Annotated in this window: 20 protein-coding genes, 1 tRNA gene and 1 pseudogene; 8 read left to right on the plus strand and 14 right to left on the minus strand. The window is 59.1% G+C overall.

Annotated features, from left to right (window positions below):
* Positions 1-109 precede the first annotated feature (109 nt).
* The gene (locus tag RG540_RS25095; RefSeq protein WP_041366315.1) at positions 110-901 is read left to right on the plus strand and encodes a polysaccharide deacetylase family protein; all 792 of its coding nucleotides are present in this window, start codon (positions 110-112) and stop codon (positions 899-901) included.
* Between the two features lie 96 nt (positions 902-997).
* On the opposite strand, the gene RG540_RS25100 is transcribed toward RG540_RS25095, so the two are convergent.
* The 3 genes from RG540_RS25100 to RG540_RS31235 form a co-directional block, all read right to left on the minus strand.
* A complete protein-coding gene (locus RG540_RS25100; protein ID WP_041364575.1) occupies positions 998-1,396 on the minus strand; it encodes a DUF1236 domain-containing protein in 399 nt (132 codons plus the stop codon).
* A gap of 72 nt (positions 1,397-1,468) precedes the next feature.
* Entirely contained in the window at positions 1,469-1,657 is a 189-nt protein-coding gene (locus RG540_RS25105) for a hypothetical protein (RefSeq protein ID WP_041364577.1), read from the minus strand.
* A 21-nt stretch (positions 1,658-1,678) separates the two neighbouring features.
* Positions 1,679-2,488 carry a DUF1236 domain-containing protein gene (locus RG540_RS31235; protein WP_051909748.1) on the minus strand — a complete coding sequence of 270 codons (810 nt, stop codon included), beginning with the start codon at positions 2,486-2,488 and terminating at the stop codon, positions 1,679-1,681.
* Positions 2,489-3,021: 533 nt separating this feature from the next.
* On the opposite strand from RG540_RS31235, the gene RG540_RS25115 reads away from it, so the two are divergent.
* Positions 3,022-3,624: a hypothetical protein gene (locus tag RG540_RS25115; RefSeq protein ID WP_041364578.1), complete on the plus strand. Its 603-nt coding sequence runs from the start codon at positions 3,022-3,024 to the stop codon at positions 3,622-3,624.
* Here the strand turns inward: RG540_RS25115 and RG540_RS25120 are convergent.
* Together RG540_RS25120 and RG540_RS25125 are read right to left on the minus strand one after the other, a co-directional pair.
* Positions 3,598-4,272 carry a response regulator gene (locus tag RG540_RS25120; RefSeq protein ID WP_157884718.1) on the minus strand — a complete coding sequence of 225 codons (675 nt, stop codon included), beginning with the start codon at positions 4,270-4,272 and terminating at the stop codon, positions 3,598-3,600. The two genes, RG540_RS25115 and RG540_RS25120, sit on opposite strands and share 27 nt — an antisense overlap.
* On the minus strand, positions 4,269-5,669 hold the full coding sequence (locus RG540_RS25125; RefSeq protein WP_157884677.1) for a sensor histidine kinase: 1,401 nt from the start codon (positions 5,667-5,669) through the stop codon (positions 4,269-4,271). The genes RG540_RS25120 and RG540_RS25125 overlap by 4 nt, the downstream gene beginning before the upstream one ends.
* Before the next feature lie 298 nt (positions 5,670-5,967).
* Between RG540_RS25125 and RG540_RS25130 the strand changes: the two genes are divergently transcribed.
* The 3 genes from RG540_RS25130 to RG540_RS25140 all read left to right on the plus strand — a co-directional run bounded on the left by RG540_RS25130 (position 5,968) and on the right by RG540_RS25140 (position 8,828).
* Positions 5,968-7,020 (plus strand): glycosyltransferase family 10 domain-containing protein, encoded by a 1,053-nt coding sequence (locus RG540_RS25130; protein WP_041364584.1) that lies wholly within the window; start codon positions 5,968-5,970, stop codon positions 7,018-7,020.
* A 190-nt stretch (positions 7,021-7,210) separates the two neighbouring features.
* Positions 7,211-7,906, plus strand: a complete 696-nt coding sequence (locus RG540_RS25135; RefSeq protein WP_244446762.1) for a glycosyltransferase family 25 protein — start codon at positions 7,211-7,213, stop codon at positions 7,904-7,906.
* Positions 7,907-7,961: 55 nt separating this feature from the next.
* Complete coding sequence (locus tag RG540_RS25140) at positions 7,962-8,828, plus strand: alpha-1,2-fucosyltransferase (protein WP_041364588.1); 867 nt, start codon at positions 7,962-7,964, stop codon at positions 8,826-8,828.
* Positions 8,829-8,904: 76 nt separating this feature from the next.
* On the opposite strand, the gene RG540_RS25145 is transcribed toward RG540_RS25140, so the two are convergent.
* The 7 genes and pseudogenes from RG540_RS25145 to RG540_RS25165 all read right to left on the minus strand — a co-directional run bounded on the left by RG540_RS25145 (position 8,905) and on the right by RG540_RS25165 (position 15,578).
* Positions 8,905-10,716: an ABC transporter ATP-binding protein gene (locus RG540_RS25145; protein ID WP_407668970.1), complete on the minus strand. Its 1,812-nt coding sequence runs from the start codon at positions 10,714-10,716 to the stop codon at positions 8,905-8,907.
* 528 nt (positions 10,717-11,244) lie between these two features.
* Positions 11,245-11,637 carry a hypothetical protein gene (locus RG540_RS32490; protein WP_157884678.1) on the minus strand — a complete coding sequence of 131 codons (393 nt, stop codon included), beginning with the start codon at positions 11,635-11,637 and terminating at the stop codon, positions 11,245-11,247.
* 228 nt (positions 11,638-11,865) lie between these two features.
* The gene (locus tag RG540_RS31240) at positions 11,866-12,708 is read right to left on the minus strand and encodes a glycosyltransferase family 2 protein (RefSeq protein ID WP_051909752.1); all 843 of its coding nucleotides are present in this window, start codon (positions 12,706-12,708) and stop codon (positions 11,866-11,868) included.
* A gap of 633 nt (positions 12,709-13,341) precedes the next feature.
* On the minus strand, positions 13,342-14,004 hold the full coding sequence (locus RG540_RS25155) for an FkbM family methyltransferase (RefSeq protein ID WP_157884679.1): 663 nt from the start codon (positions 14,002-14,004) through the stop codon (positions 13,342-13,344).
* A 212-nt stretch (positions 14,005-14,216) separates the two neighbouring features.
* Positions 14,217-14,501: pseudogene (locus RG540_RS32495) on the minus strand (integrase core domain-containing protein); the annotation flags it as partial.
* A 118-nt stretch (positions 14,502-14,619) separates the two neighbouring features.
* Positions 14,620-15,006, minus strand: a complete 387-nt coding sequence (locus tag RG540_RS32500; RefSeq protein WP_157884680.1) for a hypothetical protein — start codon at positions 15,004-15,006, stop codon at positions 14,620-14,622.
* A 497-nt stretch (positions 15,007-15,503) separates the two neighbouring features.
* Positions 15,504-15,578: transfer RNA gene (locus RG540_RS25165), tRNA-Thr, on the minus strand.
* 152 nt (positions 15,579-15,730) lie between these two features.
* On the opposite strand from RG540_RS25165, the gene RG540_RS25170 reads away from it, so the two are divergent.
* From RG540_RS25170 to RG540_RS25180, 3 genes are all read left to right on the plus strand, one after another.
* Entirely contained in the window at positions 15,731-15,982 is a 252-nt protein-coding gene (locus RG540_RS25170) for a hypothetical protein (RefSeq protein WP_041364591.1), read from the plus strand.
* Between the two features lie 113 nt (positions 15,983-16,095).
* On the plus strand, positions 16,096-17,388 hold the full coding sequence (gene murA, locus RG540_RS25175) for a UDP-N-acetylglucosamine 1-carboxyvinyltransferase (protein WP_041364592.1): 1,293 nt from the start codon (positions 16,096-16,098) through the stop codon (positions 17,386-17,388).
* 141 nt (positions 17,389-17,529) lie between these two features.
* The gene (locus RG540_RS25180) at positions 17,530-18,372 is read left to right on the plus strand and encodes an oxidoreductase (RefSeq protein WP_041364594.1); all 843 of its coding nucleotides are present in this window, start codon (positions 17,530-17,532) and stop codon (positions 18,370-18,372) included.
* Between the two features lie 105 nt (positions 18,373-18,477).
* Here RG540_RS25180 and RG540_RS25185 read toward each other — a convergent pair whose 3' ends face one another.
* Together RG540_RS25185 and RG540_RS25190 are read right to left on the minus strand one after the other, a co-directional pair.
* Positions 18,478-19,356, minus strand: coding sequence for an NAD(P)H-binding protein (locus RG540_RS25185; RefSeq protein ID WP_041364595.1), 879 nt, complete (start codon positions 19,354-19,356; stop codon positions 18,478-18,480).
* A gap of 64 nt (positions 19,357-19,420) precedes the next feature.
* A complete protein-coding gene (locus RG540_RS25190) occupies positions 19,421-20,320 on the minus strand; it encodes a helix-turn-helix transcriptional regulator (protein WP_041364597.1) in 900 nt (299 codons plus the stop codon).
* Positions 20,321-20,372 lie beyond the last annotated feature (52 nt).

The following is a 20,372-nucleotide window of genomic DNA, read 5'->3' on the forward strand; positions in this document are numbered from 1 at the left end:
GCGAAGAAAGGCCGGCATCGTCCGGCCTTTTTGCGTCTGGAGATTCCGTCGCATAGCGTTTCTAAGCGTTTGCCGATAAAGAGGGGCCTTCTCAATATCGGTATCCATGATGCGACGCGCTCTGCTTTCCACCATCTTCCTGCTGCTGCCTCTGACGGCGGGCGCCCAGAATTTGCCTGCAAAGCAGCCCTCAGGCCCGTCCGCCACACAAAATGCCGCGGACACGCCCAAACTGGTCGAGCCGCATCTGCATGTCGGCCGTTCCGGCAATGTCAGCCGCCCCCGGGTGGCACTGACCTTCGATGCCTGCATGGGGCAGGCCGACGCGCGTATCCTTTCGACGCTTGTCCGGGAGCGCATTCCCGCGACCATTTTCGTCACCGCCCGCTGGCTGAAAAAGAACCCGCCGGCGGTCGCGGTCTTTCTGAACAACCTCGATCTGTTCGAACTGGAAAACCACGGCCAGAACCATGTGCCGGCCGTCGATGCTCCAGTCCTGATCTACGGCATCGCCGCTGCCGGTTCACCGGAAGCCGTTCGCCAGGAAGTGGCAGGTGGTGCCGATGCCATGCTGGCAGCAGGCCTCGCCGCACCGCGCTGGTTTCGGGGTTCGACGGCTAAATACGATGCTTCGGCGATCCGCCAGATCCGCGATATGGGATACCGGGTCGCCGGTTATTCGTTGAATGGCGACGGCGGCTCACTGCTCGGCGCCGGCGTCACCGAAAAACGCATCGCCGCCGCCAAGGACGGCGATGTCGTCCTCGCGCATATCAACCAGCCGACCCATGCGGCCGGCGAGGGCGTCGCCCGCGCCCTCCTGGCCCTGAAGGGCCGGGGCGTCGAATTCGTGCGTCTTTCCGATGTCGATGGCATCGGCGACGACGACACGACTCAGTGAGCCGGCGGTCTTCCCAACCATTTACTCTTTGAGCGCAGATCGGGGAGAGACGGGATCCCGTCTCTCCCCGATCTTGTTTCGGCAAAAAGATCGTATTTACCGGACGACCTGCACAACGGTGCGGGTCTGCGGATCGACGATGACGCGCTGTTCGTTCACCACCGCATAGGCATATTTCGGGCTGTCGGGAACCGGGGTCAGTACGACGCTTGAAGGAACCGGCTTGCCGACGACGATCTTTTCTTTCACGACGACCGGCGATGCCGGGGCAGGGGCCTGTTCGACATAGGTGACGACGCGTTCCGGCGGCGGGTCGATAGCGGTCCCGACAGCCGCGCCGGCGACCCCGCCGACGGCGGCACCCACCGGACCGCCGACGATCGCACCGGTCACAGCGCCGCCGGCGGCTCCGTTGACGGTACCCTGCTGGGCGGAAGCAGCAGGTGCGAGGGCACCAAGGGCCACGGCGGAAAGAACGATGATCTGGGTCTTCATGATAGTCTCCTTCTACATGTTGTGAGCGGGCGGGTGATTTGCGCCGCGCCCTTCGAACGGGATCGAGGCCGTCTATCGCGTGACTGGCGCAGGCGGCTCAATCTTCGGCAGGGTGACGCCGATATCGACGTCGTGGTTTCCGAGATAACCAGCTTCGAAGAGGAAGAACCCGCCTGCGATGACGACCGCCAGCAGGATGACGGCAACAGCCCAGCCGCCGCTGCCGCCCGTACGGATTATTGTCGGCTCTCGGTCACTCATGAGGTCCTCCCTGTTCAGCGCTTAGCCGACCAGGATATAGACGATCTCGTGGCTCGAGGGGTCGACGATGATGATCCGGCCATCCGCAAGGACGAAGTATTCGTAACCGCGATAGGCGGGCACGATCTCGACGATGCGCGGCGGCAACGGATGCAGTTTCACGGTCGTCGGAATGGCGACGCCGACATTGACGTCGACATCCACATTCACCGGCTCGACCTTGTTCTGGACGAGGATCTTGCGCACCTCGGTCTTCTGTTCGGTGGAGATGTTGATGCTTCCCGTCGTTTCGTTGGAAGGTTTATCGGTGGCGGCCTGGTTCGAACCGGGCTGCTGGCCGCCGTTGTTCTGGCGGGCTGTGTCGTCGGTTGCCGGTTTGCGGGCATCCGTTCCCGAACCCGAGCCGGAATTGGCGGTCGTGGAACTGTCATTCTGGCCGGCAGGCTTCTGCTGCGCCGTATTGTCCTTGGCGCGTGGCTGGGTGTCGCCCGTCTGTGCCTTCATCGGATCGGTCGATTTTTCCTGAGCGGCGCTGTCACCCTTGGGCTTCAGGCGCTGCTGGTCGCCGCTTTGGGCCTGGGCGCTCGTTTTGTCGTTGCCGCCGGCCGAACCCTGCGGCTGTTGTGTCGCCGCGCCCATATTCTGCTGCGGCTGAGCCTGTTTGGCGCCGGACGAATCGTTCGAGCCTGGCTTGACCTTGCGGGGCAAGACTTGATTACTGCCGTCCTGACCGGTCTGATTATCCTGGGTTTGAGCGATTGCCGGCACTACCGAAAGGGTCGATCCGGCGAGAAGCGCAATCGCGAACGTCTGTTTCATCGAGAGTTTCATGATGTTTCCTCCATTTTCTGGTTCACCGGCGAGCCCACTGATGGGCCGCACTCACACCTCGAACTGCGGCTGCCACAGCTCGTTCCGGGTTTTGGGCTTCAGTCCGACGCGACCGGACTTCAGGCCGACCCTTTCTGGGCCTTTGGTCTGATGGGGCAGGCTAAAGGTCCAATGGGGGATGAAATCGAGGAATTGCGCTGTTAAAGTGCTGTTAATCCTGGAGGCTTTTCAGGAGGTTCGGTCATGGACAGCAGCGTTTCCGGGCCAGGTGGCTATTGATCCCCGTCGCAGGGCTTTTATCCTTATCGCCACTTTGGAAGCGCTTGCTGTGTGACGGATGCAGACCCGGTTCCTGCGCGATCATCGGTCCTTTTCAGCGCAGAACCTTGCCCGCCGGCTGCCGTGTTTATGGGTCGGCGGGCTCTTTGACCGGCGATTGGGTGCGGAACCATAAGGGCGGGCGTCCGGTTTAGGCCTTGCAAAACGGTTCAAAAAATGCCTCACGCAGGAGATGGCCACCCTAGGAGCGAGAAATGCCGACGCGTAGAATGCTTGTCCTGAGCGGAGCGCTCACCGCAGTCATTGCAGTCGTACTGCCGTGGAAGGTTGTCGCCGGCGCGGACGGTCTGCCGCGTATCGCTCTGTCGACCGTTGCCGCTAAGGACGGCAACGGTGATGGCGGCAGCGGCAGCTCCGGCGGGAATGGCAATGGCAACGGGAACGGCAGCGATAATGGCGGCGGTTCCGGCAATAACGGCAATGGTTCCAGCAACGGCAATAGCGGCGGTAACGGAGACGGTAATGCCGGTGATACCGGCAACGGCGGTCCCGGCTCGGGAACCGGTACTGGTACCGGAGCGGGGTCAGCCCCTGCAGGCGCGGCTGCAAATCCCGGCAAGGCCGCCGCGTCCCCAACCCAGCCCGGAGCCCCGGCGCCTTCGGCCCCGGCTGCTCCCTCAAAAGCTGGCGTCGAGGTCGACGTTCGCGGAACGTCGATAACCGTCAGACATCACAACGGCGCGACGGAACGAATCTCTCAAGGACGTTACGAGATGCGGGATTCGCAATCCCGCACCATCGTCAATCGGACTGCAACCCCCTCGGATACGTCAAGATTGCGATCGTTCGGTCGTTAATCGGTGATCGGTTGCATCGCGAAGGGCGAGTGCCGCCTCCGTCCGGTTGGTCACCTTCAGCTTCGATAGGATGCGGGTCATGTGATGCTTGACGGTCTTCTCGTGAAGATCGAGCTCCCGCGCCACCCGCTTGTTGCTGAGCCCGGATGCAACGAGGCTGAGAACCTCCTGTTCGCGGTCGGTCAGTTCCGACAAGAGATCAGGCTTTGCCTGGACCTCGGTGGGAGCGGATAGGCCGGCAATCAGCCGCGCCGAAAGGCCGGGCGAAACATAGCTCTCGCCGGACGCCACCGTTCTGACCACGTCTGCCAGGCCCCTCGAACCGACGCCCTTGAGAACATAGCCTTTGGCGCCGCGTTTCAAAGCGGCGGCGATGTCTTCACTCGCCTCCGAAACCGTCAGCATGACGATCTTGAGGTGAGGGCAGAAATCGAGCGCTTCGGTTATGGCTTCGAGGCCGTTGCCGGGCATCGAAATGTCCATCAGCATCACGTCCGGGCACAATTCCCGCACGATGCGCAGTGCGTCCTCCCGAGAACCGCCTTCGCCGACCATTTCGAAATCCTCGATCTCTCCCAAGCTGCGCGTCACTCCCTCCCGGAACAACGGGTGATCGTCGACAACCGCTATCTTTATTCCTGCCATCAGGCCTGCTCCATTTCATGCGTGTTCAGCGACATCCTGACCGTGGTGCCGTCTTTCGACGAGGTGATTGCAAATGCGCCGCCGAGGCTTTCAATCCGCTCTCTCAAGCCCGCCAGCCCGAGACCTTCCGGGCGTATCCGTTGGGGATCAAAACCCGGGCCGCGGTCGGCGACTTCGACGACGACATTGCCATTGTCAAAACTCTGGCGAACGCTTTGATCCAGGCCGCGGCCATGCCGGAAGCCGTTGTTGAGCGCTTCCTGAACGAAACGGTAGATGCAGATCTTGGCCGAAGGCGAAAGCGGCCTCGATCGGCTCGACATCTTCAGCGCGACATCGACGCCGGTCCGCTGCCGGTGGGCATTGACGGCGCGCCGCAACACATCCGGCAGTTCGGCGGTCTCGATCTGCGGCAGGACAAGACCGCTGCAGATGCTGCGGATCTCGTCCATCGCCTCGTCGAGCCGGGCCTTGATGGTGGTGACTTCCTCTTCGCGCGCGGTCGGCGACGTCGCAGGATCGGTCAAGAGCCGGCTGTCCACCCGAAGCGCGGCATAGGCGACGAGTTGGGCCGGCCCGTCGTGCAGGTCGGCGCCGAGCCGACGCAGATAACTCTCGTTAAGGGCGGTGGCGCGCCGTGAGGCCCGCTGCGCCCGCGCGTGAAGAGCCTCGTTCTGCGACAGCAGATCGGACAGTTCCGCCACCCGCTGCGTCAGCGCCTGTCGCTGGTGGTCGATCGTTCGGCTGCCGCGGAAAACGATTGCTGAAAGAATGAGGAAGAAGGCGAGCGTGACGCCGGCGACCGCCCCCCAGCTTCGAAGCTGGGCCTGATAAAGGCTGCGCTGGAAATCACCCGCGACCTCGTAGAACTCCGAGACCGCGACGACCTCGCCCGACCAGGGCTGCAGGATGGGATTGTAGATTTCGAGAAGCGGCAGGCCGGTCGACCGCTCAAAATTGCTTTCGGGGTCTTCGGCAGGCCCGAACCGGGCCACCATCTGTCCGGAAAATGCAGTTCTGAGATTGTCGCTCGGCCCATATTTCTGTCCGATCATGCTTTTGTCGGTCGCATAAAGGACCGTGCCGTCGCGGCGCCAGAGCTTGAAGGATATGACCTGCCCTCCGAGAGCACCCTGGCCGAAGGTCTCGTCGAGCGCGCGGGTGGTGACGTCGTCGAGCGTCTGATTGGTCTTCATGTCCGGAAGCAGCGGGGCGATGATACTGTCGACGTAAAGGGCGGTGGAAGCGGCGGAGTTGCGGGTGACCGTCGCCTCGATCACGCTCGTCACATAGGCGCCTACCAAAAGCATCGCCGCGAAAGCGACCAGCCCACCCGCGAGCAGAAACTGCCGGGCGAGGGATTGGTCGTTCCAGCGATCAAGAATTGCGCGCAACTGCAACGGGCACGGCTCCGGATTGTTAGGCAGCTCACAGATCGAACTGATGCCTCGTAACGCACAATGTTCGAATCTGTTGCACCGCGGCTCACTTTAAAACTGCATTTAGTGTTGTCAGACAATATGAGATATGTGGAAGATCGATCTTTCATTGCTCCGATGGTGAATTTGTCGAACGCTTGCAGCGTCCCGAGCCACCTTAAGGTTGTGGGGCAGCGATGCTCCGGAGAAGTCAAAATGGTGACGACGCGGTAGACTTTCACCTCCATGTGGATGTAAGTACTGCCGCCGCAAGATTAGGATGCAGTTGCGGCATCTACACGGATACGGACCATGGATCTTTGAAGTGATAAACGCAGGCTTCGTATCGGCAGCACCCAACGGGGAAATTTGGTCGCGCCAGTTTCCGTTGTTCGTGCCTGAGTGGGATGAGGTCCGTTTCTCCCTTGCGTGGGATGGGCAAGACTGCGACGTGCTGTTCGTCTACGACGTGTTGCCGAAGCCTTTGCCTGCTGTCAAAGCAGCATATCGCGTCTTTGTTGCTTCAGAGCCTGGCACGATAAAAAGATATCTACCGGGATTTTTGTCCCAGTTCGACCTTGTTTTGACGACGGATACTGGTACGCGTCACCCAAATGTCAGGCTCTCACAAGTTGGACTGCCATGGCACGTCGGGGTTTGGGAGAAGCCGGGGCAGCTGAAATCACGAGGTATCGGCTGGTGTGAGTTCGAAACCTTTCGCCCGGTAAAGACGAAACAAGTTTCCATCGTATCGTCTGACAAAGCCTATACTCAAGGGCATCGCGAGCGACTTGCATTTGTCGAGCGCATAAAGACCTTTTTCGGCGATGAAATCGATGTCTTCGGGCGTGGGGTCAACGACTTTACCGATAAGATGGATGTACTTTCGGATTATCGATATCACATCGCGATCGAGAACTCGACATTTGACCATTACTGGACGGAGAAGCTTGCCGATCCATTTCTGACCCTTACCTATCCGATCTACCACGGCAGCAGGAACATACTGGAGTATTTCCCCGAAGAGGCCCTGACGAGGATCAACATCCTCGATCATGAAAACGCTATTCGGGCGATCAAGCACGTGATCGAATCCGACACGGCAGAACGCGCATTGCCCTATCTGGAAGAATCACGTCGCCGCGTTCTCAACGAACACAATCTATTTGCGATTCTGTCAAGGATTGCCAAGGAAGTCGCCGGGCCACGTAGTGGACTGGCACCTGCCAAGATATCGTCGCTGAAGCCGGAAAAATCGTTTCGGACGAAGGGCCTGAAGCTCCGGAACTCGATCAGGAAACGATTACAACAGCTCGCCGGCCTGTTCAGGTAATTGTATCGTGGCTCCTGACCAACCGTGAGCCGAGGCAATGGACCACGGCATCATCATGCATTGACAACGATGTGCGCCGAAAGCAGAAAGCTAACCTGAAATCGCACCCGGGGGGCTGTATATGGCAGAAGACAATGCGCTCGAAATCGTCGTCGTCAACCTTGAGCGCTCGGCCGACCGTCGCGCCAAAATGATCACGACGCTTGCGCCCTTCGGCCTGCCCTACGGCTTTTTCAATGCCGTCGAGGGTCGTAACGGGCACCCGCTTTTCGAAAAATTCGATCCGCGGCTTGCAGAGATCAGGCGTGGTTTCATCTTGAATGCCGGCGAGCTCGGCTGCTACGCCAGCCACTACCTGCTCTGGGAACGGAGCGTCAGGGAGAGCAAGGCCCTGCTGATCTTCGAGGACGACGTCTCCATCAACGGAAACTTCCTTGAGGCATACCGCTATGCTGCGGACAAAATCGGGACATACGGGCTTATTCGTTTTTCCGGACACAAGCAGCGCAGTTTCCGTGTCTGTGAAACATCCGGATCCGGCACAGACGTTATCCGGTTTAAGATCGGGCCGCATGGCACCTCCTGTTACGCCGTGTCCCCCAAGGCGGCCGCCAAACTTCTGGCAAAGGCCGATGTGTGGTTCGAGCCGGTGGATTGCCATCTGGACCGCTTTTGGACGCATGGTGTCGGCAGTTACGGGGTTTGGCCGTTGCCGGTGACTCACACGGCAGAAACAGCCGAGCAATCCGAAATCTGGCAAGGCGCCAAACGCGAGCGCAAGTCGCGACGCTTCCGCAAGCTGAGGGCAATCTACCGCGCCGGAGACGATATCGGCCGTTTTGTCTGCAATTTACCCAGCATCGGGCGATGGCAGAACCGGGCTTGAACCAAATTTCAGTTTCCTTGTGGTACGGAAGTGCCGAGCAGCGAAAGATCAGCCTGTGATTATTACGCGCATCCTCGGCGGCCTGGGCAACCAGATGTTTCAGTATGCGGCCGGCCGTGCCCTGGCGATCGCCAATGAAGCAGAGCTGAAGCTAGATTTGATCGAGATGAGCGCCTACAAGCTGCGGCCCTTCGCCCTTGATCAGTTTAATATACAGGCAGCGATCGCGCAGCCCGATGAGGTCCCTTCCAAGTCGAAAAGGGGCCTGTTGCGTAAGTTCACTTCGGCCTTCAAGTCTGATCGCTCAAGCTGCGAGCGGATCGTCGAGAACGGTCTCGCCTTCGATAGCAAGGTACCAGCCTTACGCGGATCGTTACATCTTTCCGGCTATTGGCAGAGCGAGCAATATTTCGCCTCATCGGCTGACGCCATACGCAGCGACTTCAGCCTGAAGTCGCCATTGAGCCCGGCGCGGCAAGATGTGCTCGCCCTGATCGACGCCGCCACCGCGCCGGTTTCCATTCATGTCCGTCGTGGTGACTACGTCACCAGCCGTTCGGCAAATGCAGTTCACGGAACATGCGAGCCGCCCTGGTACCACGAGGCGATGCGCCGCATGCTTGACCGCGCCGGCGAGGCGTCATTCTTCGTTTTTTCGGACGAACCGCAATGGGCACGAAGCAACCTGCAATCATCACGCCCGATGGTTTTTATCGAACCTCAAAACGATGGCCGGGATGGCGAGGACATGCACCTGATGGCTGCGTGCCATACACATATCATCGCCAATAGTTCGTTCAGTTGGTGGGGCGCGTGGCTTAACCCGCGCCCAGACAAATACGTCATCGCCCCGAAGCAATGGTTCCGCGCACTGGACAAGGATGACAGGGATATCGTCCCGGCGAACTGGGAACGTTTGTGAACCGGTATGCGCGCAGGACGGCTATCGGACGATTGCCTGCGCCGTGCGAAGCGGCGAGCGAAGTTGCCGCTCCTGCTCATTCAATGACAGGCGTATCGGACGATTGCAGGTTGTTCAGACGGGCATAAAGGCCGTCCTTGCGCTTGGCCAGCTCCTCGTGCGTACCTTCCTCAACCGCACGACCTTCATGCATTACAATAATCTTGTCGGCATTGACGACCGTCGACAGACGATGGGCGATGACGACCACGGTCCGTCCCCGCATGGTCGAATCGAGCGCTCTTTGCACGGCGGCTTCTGATTCATTGTCGAGCGCAGAGGTTGCTTCGTCGAGAAGGAGGATGGGCGCGTCGCGGACCAGTGCCCTGGCGATGGAAAGCCGCTGCCGCTGGCCGCCGGAGAGGGTCATGCCATTTTCGCCGACAGGCGTGTCGTAACCCATCGGCTGCGCAAGGATAAAGTCATGCGCATAGGCCTGACGCGCGGCCTCCTCGACTTCCGCATCGGTGGCCTCCGGCCGCCCATAGCGGATGTTGTCGCGGATCGTCCCTTCGAACAGATAAGGCTGTTGGGTCACATAGGCGAGGGCATGCCGCAGGGACGCTTTAGTAACACCGGCTATGTCCTGTCCGTCGATCAGAATCTGACCTTCGACCGGATCGTAGAAACGTGGTATCAGCGAGATGATAGTTGACTTTCCGGCACCCGACGGACCGACCAACGCAGTCGTCTTGCCGCCTTCCGCGATCAGGCTGACGCCTCGCAGGATAGGTGTGCCATTTCCATAGGCGAAAGCGACATCCTTCAGTTCGATCTGGGCATTGGTGATGACGAGATCCAGTGCGTCTGATTTTTCCCTCTGCAACGGCTGCATATCCAGCAAACTGTAGATCATCTTCGCGTTGACGACGGCGCGTTCGATCTGGACCTGCATTCTGGCAAGCCGGCGCGCTGGATCGTAAGCCATCAGAAGCGCCGTGATGAAGGCGAAGAAGGCGCCAGGCGGCACATTATCATAGATCGAGCGGAAGGCGGCATAGGCGATCACGCTGGAAATCGCCACGCCGGCAAACGTCTCGGTGAGCGGTGCGGTGCGTTCGGAGAGCCGGGCAATACGGTTGCTTTGCCTTTCGGAGGTCTCGATGATGCGTCGAACCTTCTGCTCCAGCTGCTGCTCCATCGTGAATGCCTTGACTACGGTGATACCCTGGATCGTTTCCTGCATGGCGCCGAGGACCTTGCTGCCCACCTCGACCGCTTCGCGCGTCACGCTGCGCAGCCGCTGTGACACGTGGCGGAGCGCAAAAATCAAAGGGGGTGCCACGGCAAAGACGATCAGCGAGAGCACCCAGTCCTTTGAAACCATGACAGCGATCAGCGAGATGAGGGTCAGCAGATCGCGGGCGGTCGACGTGACTATAAGGTTGAGAACGTCTCTTATGCCGCCGATGTTCTGGCTGACCTGAGCGGCAAGATGCGCGGAACGAGCCTCTGCAAAAAAGCCTACCGAAAGCTTCATGAGATGCGAAAACAGGCGCTGCTGATAACGGGCAACTATATTGTTGCCTATTTTGGAAAGCGTCACAGCCTGACCATAGGTCGCGAGACCGCGAATGACGAAGGCCGCAAAAATCGCGCCGCAGATGCCCAGAACAATATCGGCACGCTTATTGGCAAAAGCCTCGTTGACTACCGACTCCATGATCCAGGCGGTAAAGGCGGTGGACATGGCTGTCGCAACGAGACAGAAGATCGCAAAGGCATAGCCCCGGATGTGATCCTTGCCGTTTTCGGCGATCACCCGCTTTAGGACGCTGGATATGGTACCAGAGTCCAAGTGGTGCTTTTTATTTTTCTTGGCGTTCAATAGGTTTTCCCGCTCCGGCATTTGCGCCGGATGTTACTGCACATGCGGGCGTATTAAACGCTTGCCATCCATTTTGCCACCTTGGGCAACACGATTCGAACTGCCTGTTGCATTCCCGCAAGGGCAAAGGCCGACGACTTGAGCTGATTATGGGGACGACCTGAGGGGATTATGGGATGGTCCGCCCCTCCTGCGGAATCAATCTGCTAGGATTGTTCATTGTGGAGCGAGTGAGAGACCAATGGGCCGATGCCGATATTTGTGCCTGAAATTAATCTTGCCAAAAGCGTCTGCTACCTTGTCGGTCCCGACGAGACCGGCCTTGTGGTTGTGCGCCGTCGTCCCTGTCGCAAACGCGCGGTGGATTTCGTCGGCAAAACAGAGCCATATATCGTGACGATGGAGCCTGCTACGGCACGCCCGTACACGAAATTCCTGACACCCTCAGGAGCGTAGCTTCAATCAGGCGATCATGGCCACTCCCCATCACACGGAGGCCATGCAACGCCTGACGAACAGCCAATGGCGAGCGCGACAGGGAACCAAGTCCTAATTTGATCTTTCACAATCAGGAGCGGTTGAAATTCGAACGCCGTCGGGACGACCGCGCTTGCTGCCGCGCTTCCCGTAACCATCGATATCATAAAAGGCGCGGTTCACCGACCTTATCCGCGGCTCATCGATATATCTTGAAGCTGCGGCCAAAGCCTGGCGGGGGCTGCAACCAGGTTGGGCATATCTGCGCTCATATCGCCTATCCTCGCGATAATATCGCCTGTCGTCGTCGCGATAATGTCGCCTGTCATCGTCTGGTCTTACGATTCTAACGCCGCCGTCGCGCAGGTCGAATTCCATTTGAGCCGCTGCCGTTCCAGGAAGGATGCTCATCCCCACAAAAAGGACCGACACACCCGTCAGCACAACAAATTGTTTAGCTTTCATTTCTTCCTCCGATGTTGGACTCCCCATATAACGTTTGCAAGATGAACGGGAGCACAACAAATTCATCTACCTGCGGGAAAACTAAGGCAGTCCTCATTGTGCTCCATTAGTGCAAATAGGTAGGCCGACTGCCAAAATAAGACCGTTAAAACCTAGGCTAAAGAACTCTCGGCGGCCCCCTGTTTGAAAGGAGTTGACGCTACCAAGAATCGTTCTGCTCTTTGGAGATCATGTCAACGAACTGCCTATCAAGTGCGCGCGAAGTCGTCGAAGCTTTCGTCCGTATTTCATACGTCCTATCGCAAGCGGATAAAGCAGCAGGTAGCCGATCCGAAACGATATAGGACCGATCGATAGGAATTGGCGCAGCATTGTGCGTTCAAATATGGATGCACGTCTCTCCTTCATCACACCTGGGGGACGTGGAGCCGGTGACCTTTTAAATAAGCGACTAGGACCACCGAAAACAATCGGCAGACGACCAAGACACTCGGTCAGCATCATCACGTCGCCAGGAGCGCCATAGGTTGAGAAGGTTCTAAGGCTTTCCTGAGTAATCGCATCCCTTGGGAATATGCCATAAATGACATTTGCCTTTCCAAGGTTCGCTGGTTCGATAGCAAATGCCAATCGTCGCCACCAAGCCGGACCATTATATTGCATCTTCCGCCCGTTAGCTTGATGGGCCATGTTCTGCCCATCATGGGTCACCATTTGCAAGTGGCCGAAAATGATAGCATGTTTGGCTTTTGCGACAGGCACCAGGACAGAAAGCCAATCGGCATCGATCCAGTCATCATGAGCCATCCATTTGAATAACGGTGCGGTTGCTTGCTCGAAAACAAAGCGAAAATTATTTGCTACTCCGATGTTCTCTGACTGCCTGAAGTATTTTACCCGGTTATCCCGGCTCGCAAACTCCCGACAGATTTGTTCGGTGTCGTCAGTTGACGCGTTGTCGGAGATAATGAGTTCAAAATCTGAGAAGCTCTGCTTTAAAATCAGGTCGATAGCCAACCGGAGATGCTGGCCGCCGTTATAAACAGGTAGCCCGATACTGATTTCTGGCATTCTAACCTCCGTCATCTCACTAATAAGCCGGCCGGTTGTCTAATGGTATACCAATCATCCGCGCTTCTAGTACGTCACCGCAGAGCATAAATCTTGCATGCATGCGCCGCCAATAAGGGATGTCGAGGTGTGATCTGATCCGACTTGCTCATGCTTTTCATGGCAGAGCACAGGGCAACAATCAACTCGTCCTTTAACAACCGGCTTGGATGGTACCTGTTCTTGCTACATCCCATCTGGGCACCGATAGGGCCTTATTGCATGCCAAGTTCTATGACGGAAAATCGTCCGCAGAAGAAAGTGGCGATGACCGCGATGTTGGCCGCCGGTCGTCGCTGAGCGGTATGGAAACGTCTGGCTGAACGCACCCGTAGCACAGCCGGACACCTCCCTATTCAGCGCACACCCCGGTGCGGCAGGCCTCGGCTGCGAAACCTCAAGCCTCCTGGTCCACCGGTGATATACAAGCCGCGCTGAAAACGGTGCCCATCGACAGCCGTCACGGACTTAATCTGGTTCCTGCCGTAGCCGGGATGCTACTGCCTATATCCGACAATCGGGGCGATCAATTTATAAGAAATATCGCCATTTCGGGCGCCTTTCACCAAAAGGTGCTAAGGAAGCCGAGCGGGGTCAGATCTTCCTATACCAGGCGTCGAACCTAGACCACTCGCGGTACACGCGCTCGTAGCCTCTCCGAAACATGATCTGGTCAAGTTTCACATTCGCATCGGTGTAGTTGTGTTCGACGCAAAAAAGGCTAACCGCATATCGATCGAAGTCGAAGGATGACAAGATATCCGGCTCGTTTCCTTCGGTATCGATGCTGATGAAGTCGATCTTCTCAGGAGCGGTGTAGGCTTGCAGAAGATCGTTGAGGCTGATGGTACTCTGCGCGATCTCCACGCTTCCTTTGCGCCGGGCCTCCGCATGCTGATCGCTGTACGCTCTGTCCGCCATCGCTGACAACTCAGGCTCATCAGCGACAAACCGCATGACCACGGATTTGCCTGTGGCCGAATCTACGGGACGGGTGTCGAGGGGCGAGGACCTTATGCTGCGAATATCGTCACTCAAGATTGGGTTTGGCTCCGCAAGAATTCCAGTCCAACCGTACTCGGTCTCAAGAAGGTAGGTATTGCTGTGGGTCTTCCCGTCAAATGCTCCGATCTCTACGAAAAAACCGCCGCACTTTTCTCTTAGCTCTTCAAGAACCCATCGGTCCTGCTGAATTTGAGAAAAAGTGTGCTCGTTGAAAAATTGCGGCCGCTCAGTAGCAATTCGCCTTTTCTTCAATCCCAACCATGTCCTTAGTCCCACAATGTCCCCCAAAGGTCGTTTCAACTGCCCAGTAGATCATCAGTCGGGGGCACGCAACAATCTCTTAAGAATGAGAGCTCCACACAACCTTTCAACCGTGAGTTTTCGCAACGCCTCTTTGAAGCAGAGAGGTGGCTCGGTTTGTCTGAACAGTTCCGGGCGTTTTGCTAAGTGGATTTTCGCCTCGATTATGCTGCCACCATCATCGGCGTCAACGCATTGAAGTAAGCCCAATCCGGCGTCTGCCAGTCAAGGGATGAGTGTGGGCGTCGGCTGTTGTAGAAGCTTTAATACCGGCCAATTGCAGCGCGGGCCTCGGACACAGTTTTGTAAGCGTGGAGGTAGACCTCCTCGTATTTGATCGACCGCCAGAGCCGCTTAACGAAGACATTATCCCGCTCCGCGCCCTTGCCGTCCATCGAAATGGCGTTTTCAGCTTTCTTCACCACTGTGAAGTCCACTGAGGTGAACTGAACTGAGGATGCTGGGCCAACTCAAGAGTTCGAGCCGCCGACCCATACCGGGGAACATTAACCGCGCCTCCATAGAGGCGCGGATACCCATTCGTAATTAAAACGATGTTCGTCCTTTTTAGGGCCTGGATCGTTCACAATCAGGCGCCGTCGATATCCGAACACCATCGGGACGGCCCCGGTTTCGGCCGCTCTTGCCATAGCCGTCGATGTCATAATAGGCGCGGTTGACTGATCGGATCCGTGGATCGTCGAGCCATCTTGACGCCGCGCTCAGTGCCTGGCGCGGGCTACAACCGCGATATGCCGAGCGGCGGTCGTACCGTCGATCTTCACGATACTCGTCCCGGTAATCATCCCGATAGTATCGCCTATTATCGTAAGACCGCCCGCCACCGGTGCCGAACTCGAATTCCACCTGAGCAATTGCCGGAGTAGGCGCAATGCTCGTGCCCATAAACGTGGCGGCCACGCCCGCCAACATCGCGATGTATTTTGCTTTCATTTTATCCTCCCAAGCGCTCTCGGAGGAGAGCCGTCATTGTTGTGCAGTATGAACGGGAATTAGGTGGATTCGTTCCTGCGGGCAACTAGGGAGCTGCTATCGCGCGCGCATCAGATCGTCCCGCGTAGCCTACCGGCTTCCGGCGTTCTTCCAGTACAGAGGGTTCGATATCCATGCCTGCAACTTCGGCCGCGGCCGCCATAGGGGTCAGTTGACCTTCTTACCGGTGACTTGAGTTACGGATCTAAAAAATCTGAAAGTAGTCCGGCGGCTTGTCCCATGCGAGCTCGGATGAGCAACGGGGGGCTCGGCAGGTCAGTCAGGGCAGAACCAAGGTGCGCAACAAGCCGTCATTTGTCAGCAGCACGGAGCTACATGAAGTGGAAGTCGGACAAAAGCTATCGAAGCCGGTCGCCCACAACAGCGCTCATAGCGACAAACCAAGGGAGCGAAATCAGGGATGAAAGGCTAAATATCTGTAATCTCGAGAGAAAAAATGGTGCTGCTAGAGAGATTTGAACTCTCGGCCTCTCCCTTACCAAGGGAGTGCTCTACCCCTGAGCTATAGCAGCGTCAGCCGGCGCGAAAGACCCGCGTCGTCGGCAGCGGCCTATTGCCATAGGTTCACCGGCAGCGCAAGCCGCAAATTCCAAGTTCTTTGCCAACGGGTGGGGAAAACGTCGCTTCCGCTTTCAAGAATCCCGCTTTTTCGGTATGGAGGGCCATGGCGAATGATGACGAACGGCACGATTCCCACGGCGGGGATAGCGGCGAAGGCCGCGGCGACCGGCACCGCAGGGCGATGGACGCCCGCGAAGCGCAGCGCAAGGCCAAGGCTGCGGCCAAGCTTCGCGAGAATCTGATGCGCCGCAAGACCCAGGCGCGGGCCCGCCGGGCCGGCGAGGAGGATCTGACCCAGGGACTTCCCGCCGCAGAACCGGGACTGCCTGCCGCAAAAACGGACGAATCATCGTAGCTTATGCGCCAGACGGGCTATTCGGGCAGGCCATTTTAGCAATCATTGAAGCAGCGGCGGATTTCGTTTAAGGACGCCTCCTTTCGCGCTCTCAGAAGGAAGAGTTACAACTTATGGATCGCATCAGAATTGTAGGCGGCAACGAACTCAAGGGCACCATTCCGATCTCGGGAGCGAAAAATGCCGCTTTGCCGCTGATGATCGCCTCCCTTCTGACGAGCGACACGCTGACGCTCGAAAACGTGCCGCATCTGGCCGACGTGGAACAGCTGCTGCGCATTCTCGGCAATCATGGGGTCGACGTCGCCGTCAACGGCCGCCGCGAGCGCCAGGAAGAGAGCTATTCACGCACCATCAATTTCACCTGCCGCACCATCGTCGATACGACCGCTCCTTATGAACTGGTCTCCAAGATGCGGGCCAGCTTCTGGGTCATCGGGCCGCTGCTTGCCCGCGAAGGCCAGGCGCGTGTTTCGCTGCCGGGCGGCTGTGCGATCGGCACCCGTCCGGTCGATCTCTTCCTCGAAGGCCTGCAGACGCTCGGCGCCACCCTGGAGGTGGACGGCGGTTATGTGAACGCCACGGCCCCCAAGGGCGGCCTGATCGGCGCCACTTACGTCTTTCCGAAAGTGTCAGTCGGCGCGACCCACGTGATGATGATGGCGGCGACGCTTGCCCGCGGCACGACGGTGATCGAAAACGCCGCCCGTGAGCCGGAGGTCGTCGATCTCGCAAAATGCCTGACCGCCATGGGCGCCAGGATTTCCGGCGCCGGCACCCGGACGATCACCATCGAGGGTGTCACGTCGCTCTCCGGCGCCCGCCACCGGGTCCTGCCGGATCGCATCGAGACCGGCACCTATGCCATGGCGGTTGCGATGGCCGGCGGCGACGTCGTGCTCGAGGGAACGGAAGCATCGCTGCTCGACAACGCGCTCGACACGCTGCGTCTGGCCGGTGCCCATATCACCGAGACCGAGACGGGCTTGCGCGTGGTGCGGAACGGCAACGGCATCCAGCCGGTCGATATCACCACCGAGCCTTTCCCGGGCTTTCCCACCGACCTGCAGGCGCAGTTCATGGCGCTGATGACCAGGTCTTCGGGCGTCTCGAACATTACCGAGACGATTTTCGAAAACCGCTTCATGCATGTGCAGGAGCTTGCCCGCCTCGGCGCCAGGATTTCGCTGTCCGGCCAGAAGGCCCGGGTTGAAGGCGTGACGCGGCTGAAGGGCGCTCCGGTCATGGCGACCGACCTGCGCGCTTCCGTCTCGCTGGTGATCGCCGGCCTTGCCGCCGAAGGGGAAACCATGGTCAGCCGCGTCTATCACCTCGACCGCGGTTTCGAACGGCTGGAAGAAAAGCTCACCCGCTGCGGTGCAGTGGTCGAGCGCGTCAGCGACTGATCGATCCGAAAGGCTGATATTTGTGAAGGACGGTTAGGGCATTGCCCTTGCCGTCCTTTTTTGCATGTCTATCTTTTGCATAAGCCCCTCTCTAATCCCGCCTCATACTGTTTGATCCGGCACCCCCACGGAGATTTCCCCATGACCGATGTTCAAGCCCCCGTCTGGTTCATCACCGGCTGCTCCACCGGCTTCGGCCGCGAACTTGCCAAACTGACGATTGAGCGCGGCTGGCCGACCGTCGTCACCGCCCGCGGCCGGGATCGCGTCGCCGATCTCGCCGACGGCAAGGATCACGTTCTGGCGCTCGATCTCGACGTGACGGACATGAAGCAGATTTCCGATGCGGTTTCGGCTGCCGAGCAGAAGTACGGACGCATCGACGTGCTGGTCAACAATGCCGGCTACGGTTACCAGGCCTCGATCGAGGAAGGCGAGGAGGACGAGATCCGGGCCATGTTCGACGCCAATGTCTTCGGCCTGTTCGCCATGACCCGCGCCGTGCTGCCGGGCATGCGTGCGAAGCGCAAGGGCCACATTCTCAACATCACTTCGATGGCCGGCTTCATGGGCCTGCCGAGTTCCGGTTATTATGCGGCGAGCAAGCACGCTGTCGAAGGTTTTTCCGATGCACTCGCCATGGAAGGCGCGCCGCTTGGCATCAGGGTCACCTGCGTCGAGCCCGGTCCGTTCCGCACCGACTGGGCCGGTCGCTCCCTGAAGCAGACGCCGAGCACGATCGCCGATTATGCCGAGACCGCCGCGGCCCGCATGGGCGCGACATCCGGCTATAGCGGCCGCCAGCCGGGCGATCCGGTGCGTGCCGGCGAGGCGATGATCGCCGCGACCGAAGCGGATCAGGCGCCCCGCCACCTGGTTTTGGGCGCCATCGCCTATAACGCCGTCACTCAGAAGCTGAATGAGCGCCTGGCCCAGATCGAACTCTGGGAGGACATCAGCCTTTCCGCCGATTTTCCCAGCTGAGGATGGCGCGGTAGGGCCCGCCGACTGGTGAGGGCGGTCATTCGCTCTCGGGCGAGTGATGAACCGTCCTGCAGTCGGCCGGACCGCAACCGCTCCAGTCGGCTTTCACTGCGGCGGAAGCAACGGCCGCAAAGTATCGGTCAGTCCGGTCGTGCCGTAACGAATATTGCTGGCGCCCGGTTCGATATCGATCAGGCCGCCCTTGTTATGGGCGTCATAGACCTTGATCAGCAGTCCGGCAGCGCTCGCGCTCATGATCCGCTCGAAACTTTCCTGCCATTGTGGGCGGGGTACTGTTTGTGCGGAAACCGTCCGGCCCAGGAGCTGGCCCAGCGCCTCCGCAACGTCGCTGGCACTGTACCGGCGTGGCCCTTCGGCATGGATGACTTCCGGGCCTTGCCCGGTGGCAGACTGCAACAGCAGGCCGGCGGCAATCGGGCCGAGGTCCGGAGCCGAAATCGTTGGAAACTTCCTGCCGACCGGGTCGTGAAAGGTCGGCAGGATGCCGGATGCGATGGCGATCGGGATGACGCGCCCCCATCCTTCCATATGCTCCGCCGATCGCAGCAGCAGCGTGTGGCTATCGAGCCGGCTGAGCCTGTCCTCGAATATACGGAACATGCTGGGCATCCCGATGTCGTCGGTCACGTGAGCGCCGTAGTCGGAAATCGCCAGCACCCGCCTCGGGCGCGCCTGCTCGAGCGCCCCGGAAAGGCTTTCGATCGCCTGCAGCATCTCGTCCGCGGTGTCCTTCGCCTGTGGCGACACCGGAAGGATGATCTGCACGGCATCCGCGTCGGCTATCGACCTGGCGAGGGCTTCGGCATCCAGAAGGTCGGCGATTGCGATCTCGCAGCCGATCTTGCTCAGCTGCTCCGCCTTTGCCGGATCGCGTAGGATCGCCCTGACGGGTGCGCCCGCCTTGCGCAATGCCAATGATGTTGAATAACCGACCTTTCCGGCCGCTCCGACGATTGCAAACATTATCTATTCCTTGAGTTGTGAGGCGCAAGAACTAAGGAATAGGGCAGGCGCGCATCGCGCAGATTCAGACGGATCTTTGCAGTTTCGGGCGGATTTCGGGTGCCGGACGAGCGATCTCGCTCGGAGTCTGCCCGAGGATACGCCGCATCGTCGAGGCCATGTGGCTCTGGTGAGCGAAACCGGCGGCCAGGGCAACCTCGCTGGCCGGCATGCTCGTCGTGGCGATCAGTGCCCGCGCGTATTCGATGCGGCGGCGCATGACATATTGATGCACGGGCGTTCCGGTGCTGTTGCGAAACAGCGTCTTGAGCCGGGTGACGCTGACGCCCGCGACCGTCGCCAGATCGGCGAGATGGAGTTTCTGGTCCAAGTTCGTCTCGATGAAGTCGATCAGCATTCTGAGCTGGCGCGCGGACATTCTCGGCGCGCCGGAGGCTCCTGGGTATGGACTGCCGTCGGTCGTGGTTTCGATCAGTCGGACGGCCAGCGCGTTCGCCAGAAGATCGATGTAGAGCGGATCGGACGGCATTTCCGCCTCGAGATCCGCCTTGATGGCCCAGCCGATCGCCTCGATACGGGCATCGCGAAGCTGGAGCCGCGGGATGAATTCGATCTTCGCTGCGTCTCTTCCAAGCTCTTCGGCAACCTGTTCCAGAAGCGAGGGGCGAAGGCTCAGCCGCAGGATCTGGCAATCCGCATCGTCCTCCCAAGATCCATCCACGCCCGCCGGAACGAAATCGATATCGCCGGGCTTCTGCAAACGCCGCATCCGCCTGTCGCCGACCGAGCAATCCGCCTGGACGGGCGGACCGAAATGCATGCCCAGTCGATGCAGTTCGCTCCCCCGCACATGCGAAGACACTCCGCCCGGGATATGCACGAGAGCGGCATCGAGCGCATTCCAGGCTCTTCCCTCACTGGAAAAGAGGATCCGGGCTGACGGTTGCGGCGAGGAAAGTGTCATGGTCGGATGTGCTCGGATCTCAACGTTTGGGACAATGCTACCCCTCATTCGC

The organism is Neorhizobium galegae bv. orientalis str. HAMBI 540 (assembly GCF_000731315.1).
Lineage (GTDB): Bacteria > Pseudomonadota > Alphaproteobacteria > Rhizobiales > Rhizobiaceae > Neorhizobium > Neorhizobium galegae.

Bases quoted from the DNA above. Each gene is read 5' to 3' on its own strand.
- RG540_RS25095 (WP_041366315.1), top strand. From the start codon at position 110: ATGCGACGCGCTCTGCTTTCCACCATCTTCCTGCTGCTGCCTCTGACG.
- RG540_RS25100 (WP_041364575.1), bottom strand. From the start codon at position 1,396: ATGAAGACCCAGATCATCGTTCTTTCCGCCGTGGCCCTTGGTGCCCTC.
- RG540_RS25105 (WP_041364577.1), bottom strand. From the start codon at position 1,657: ATGAGTGACCGAGAGCCGACAATAATCCGTACGGGCGGCAGCGGCGGC.
- RG540_RS31235 (WP_051909748.1), bottom strand. From the start codon at position 2,488: ATGAAACTCTCGATGAAACAGACGTTCGCGATTGCGCTTCTCGCCGGA.
- RG540_RS25115 (WP_041364578.1), top strand. From the start codon at position 3,022: ATGCCGACGCGTAGAATGCTTGTCCTGAGCGGAGCGCTCACCGCAGTC.
- RG540_RS25130 (WP_041364584.1), top strand. From the start codon at position 5,968: ATGCAGTTGCGGCATCTACACGGATACGGACCATGGATCTTTGAAGTG.
- RG540_RS25135 (WP_244446762.1), top strand. From the start codon at position 7,211: ATGATCACGACGCTTGCGCCCTTCGGCCTGCCCTACGGCTTTTTCAAT.
- RG540_RS25145 (WP_407668970.1), bottom strand. From the start codon at position 10,716: ATGCCGGAGCGGGAAAACCTATTGAACGCCAAGAAAAATAAAAAGCAC.
- RG540_RS32490 (WP_157884678.1), bottom strand. From the start codon at position 11,637: ATGAAAGCTAAACAATTTGTTGTGCTGACGGGTGTGTCGGTCCTTTTT.
- RG540_RS31240 (WP_051909752.1), bottom strand. From the start codon at position 12,708: ATGCCAGAAATCAGTATCGGGCTACCTGTTTATAACGGCGGCCAGCAT.
- RG540_RS32500 (WP_157884680.1), bottom strand. From the start codon at position 15,006: ATGAAAGCAAAATACATCGCGATGTTGGCGGGCGTGGCCGCCACGTTT.
- RG540_RS25170 (WP_041364591.1), top strand. From the start codon at position 15,731: ATGGCGAATGATGACGAACGGCACGATTCCCACGGCGGGGATAGCGGC.
- murA (WP_041364592.1), top strand. From the start codon at position 16,096: ATGGATCGCATCAGAATTGTAGGCGGCAACGAACTCAAGGGCACCATT.
- RG540_RS25180 (WP_041364594.1), top strand. From the start codon at position 17,530: ATGACCGATGTTCAAGCCCCCGTCTGGTTCATCACCGGCTGCTCCACC.
- RG540_RS25185 (WP_041364595.1), bottom strand. From the start codon at position 19,356: ATGTTTGCAATCGTCGGAGCGGCCGGAAAGGTCGGTTATTCAACATCA.
- RG540_RS25190 (WP_041364597.1), bottom strand. From the start codon at position 20,320: ATGACACTTTCCTCGCCGCAACCGTCAGCCCGGATCCTCTTTTCCAGT.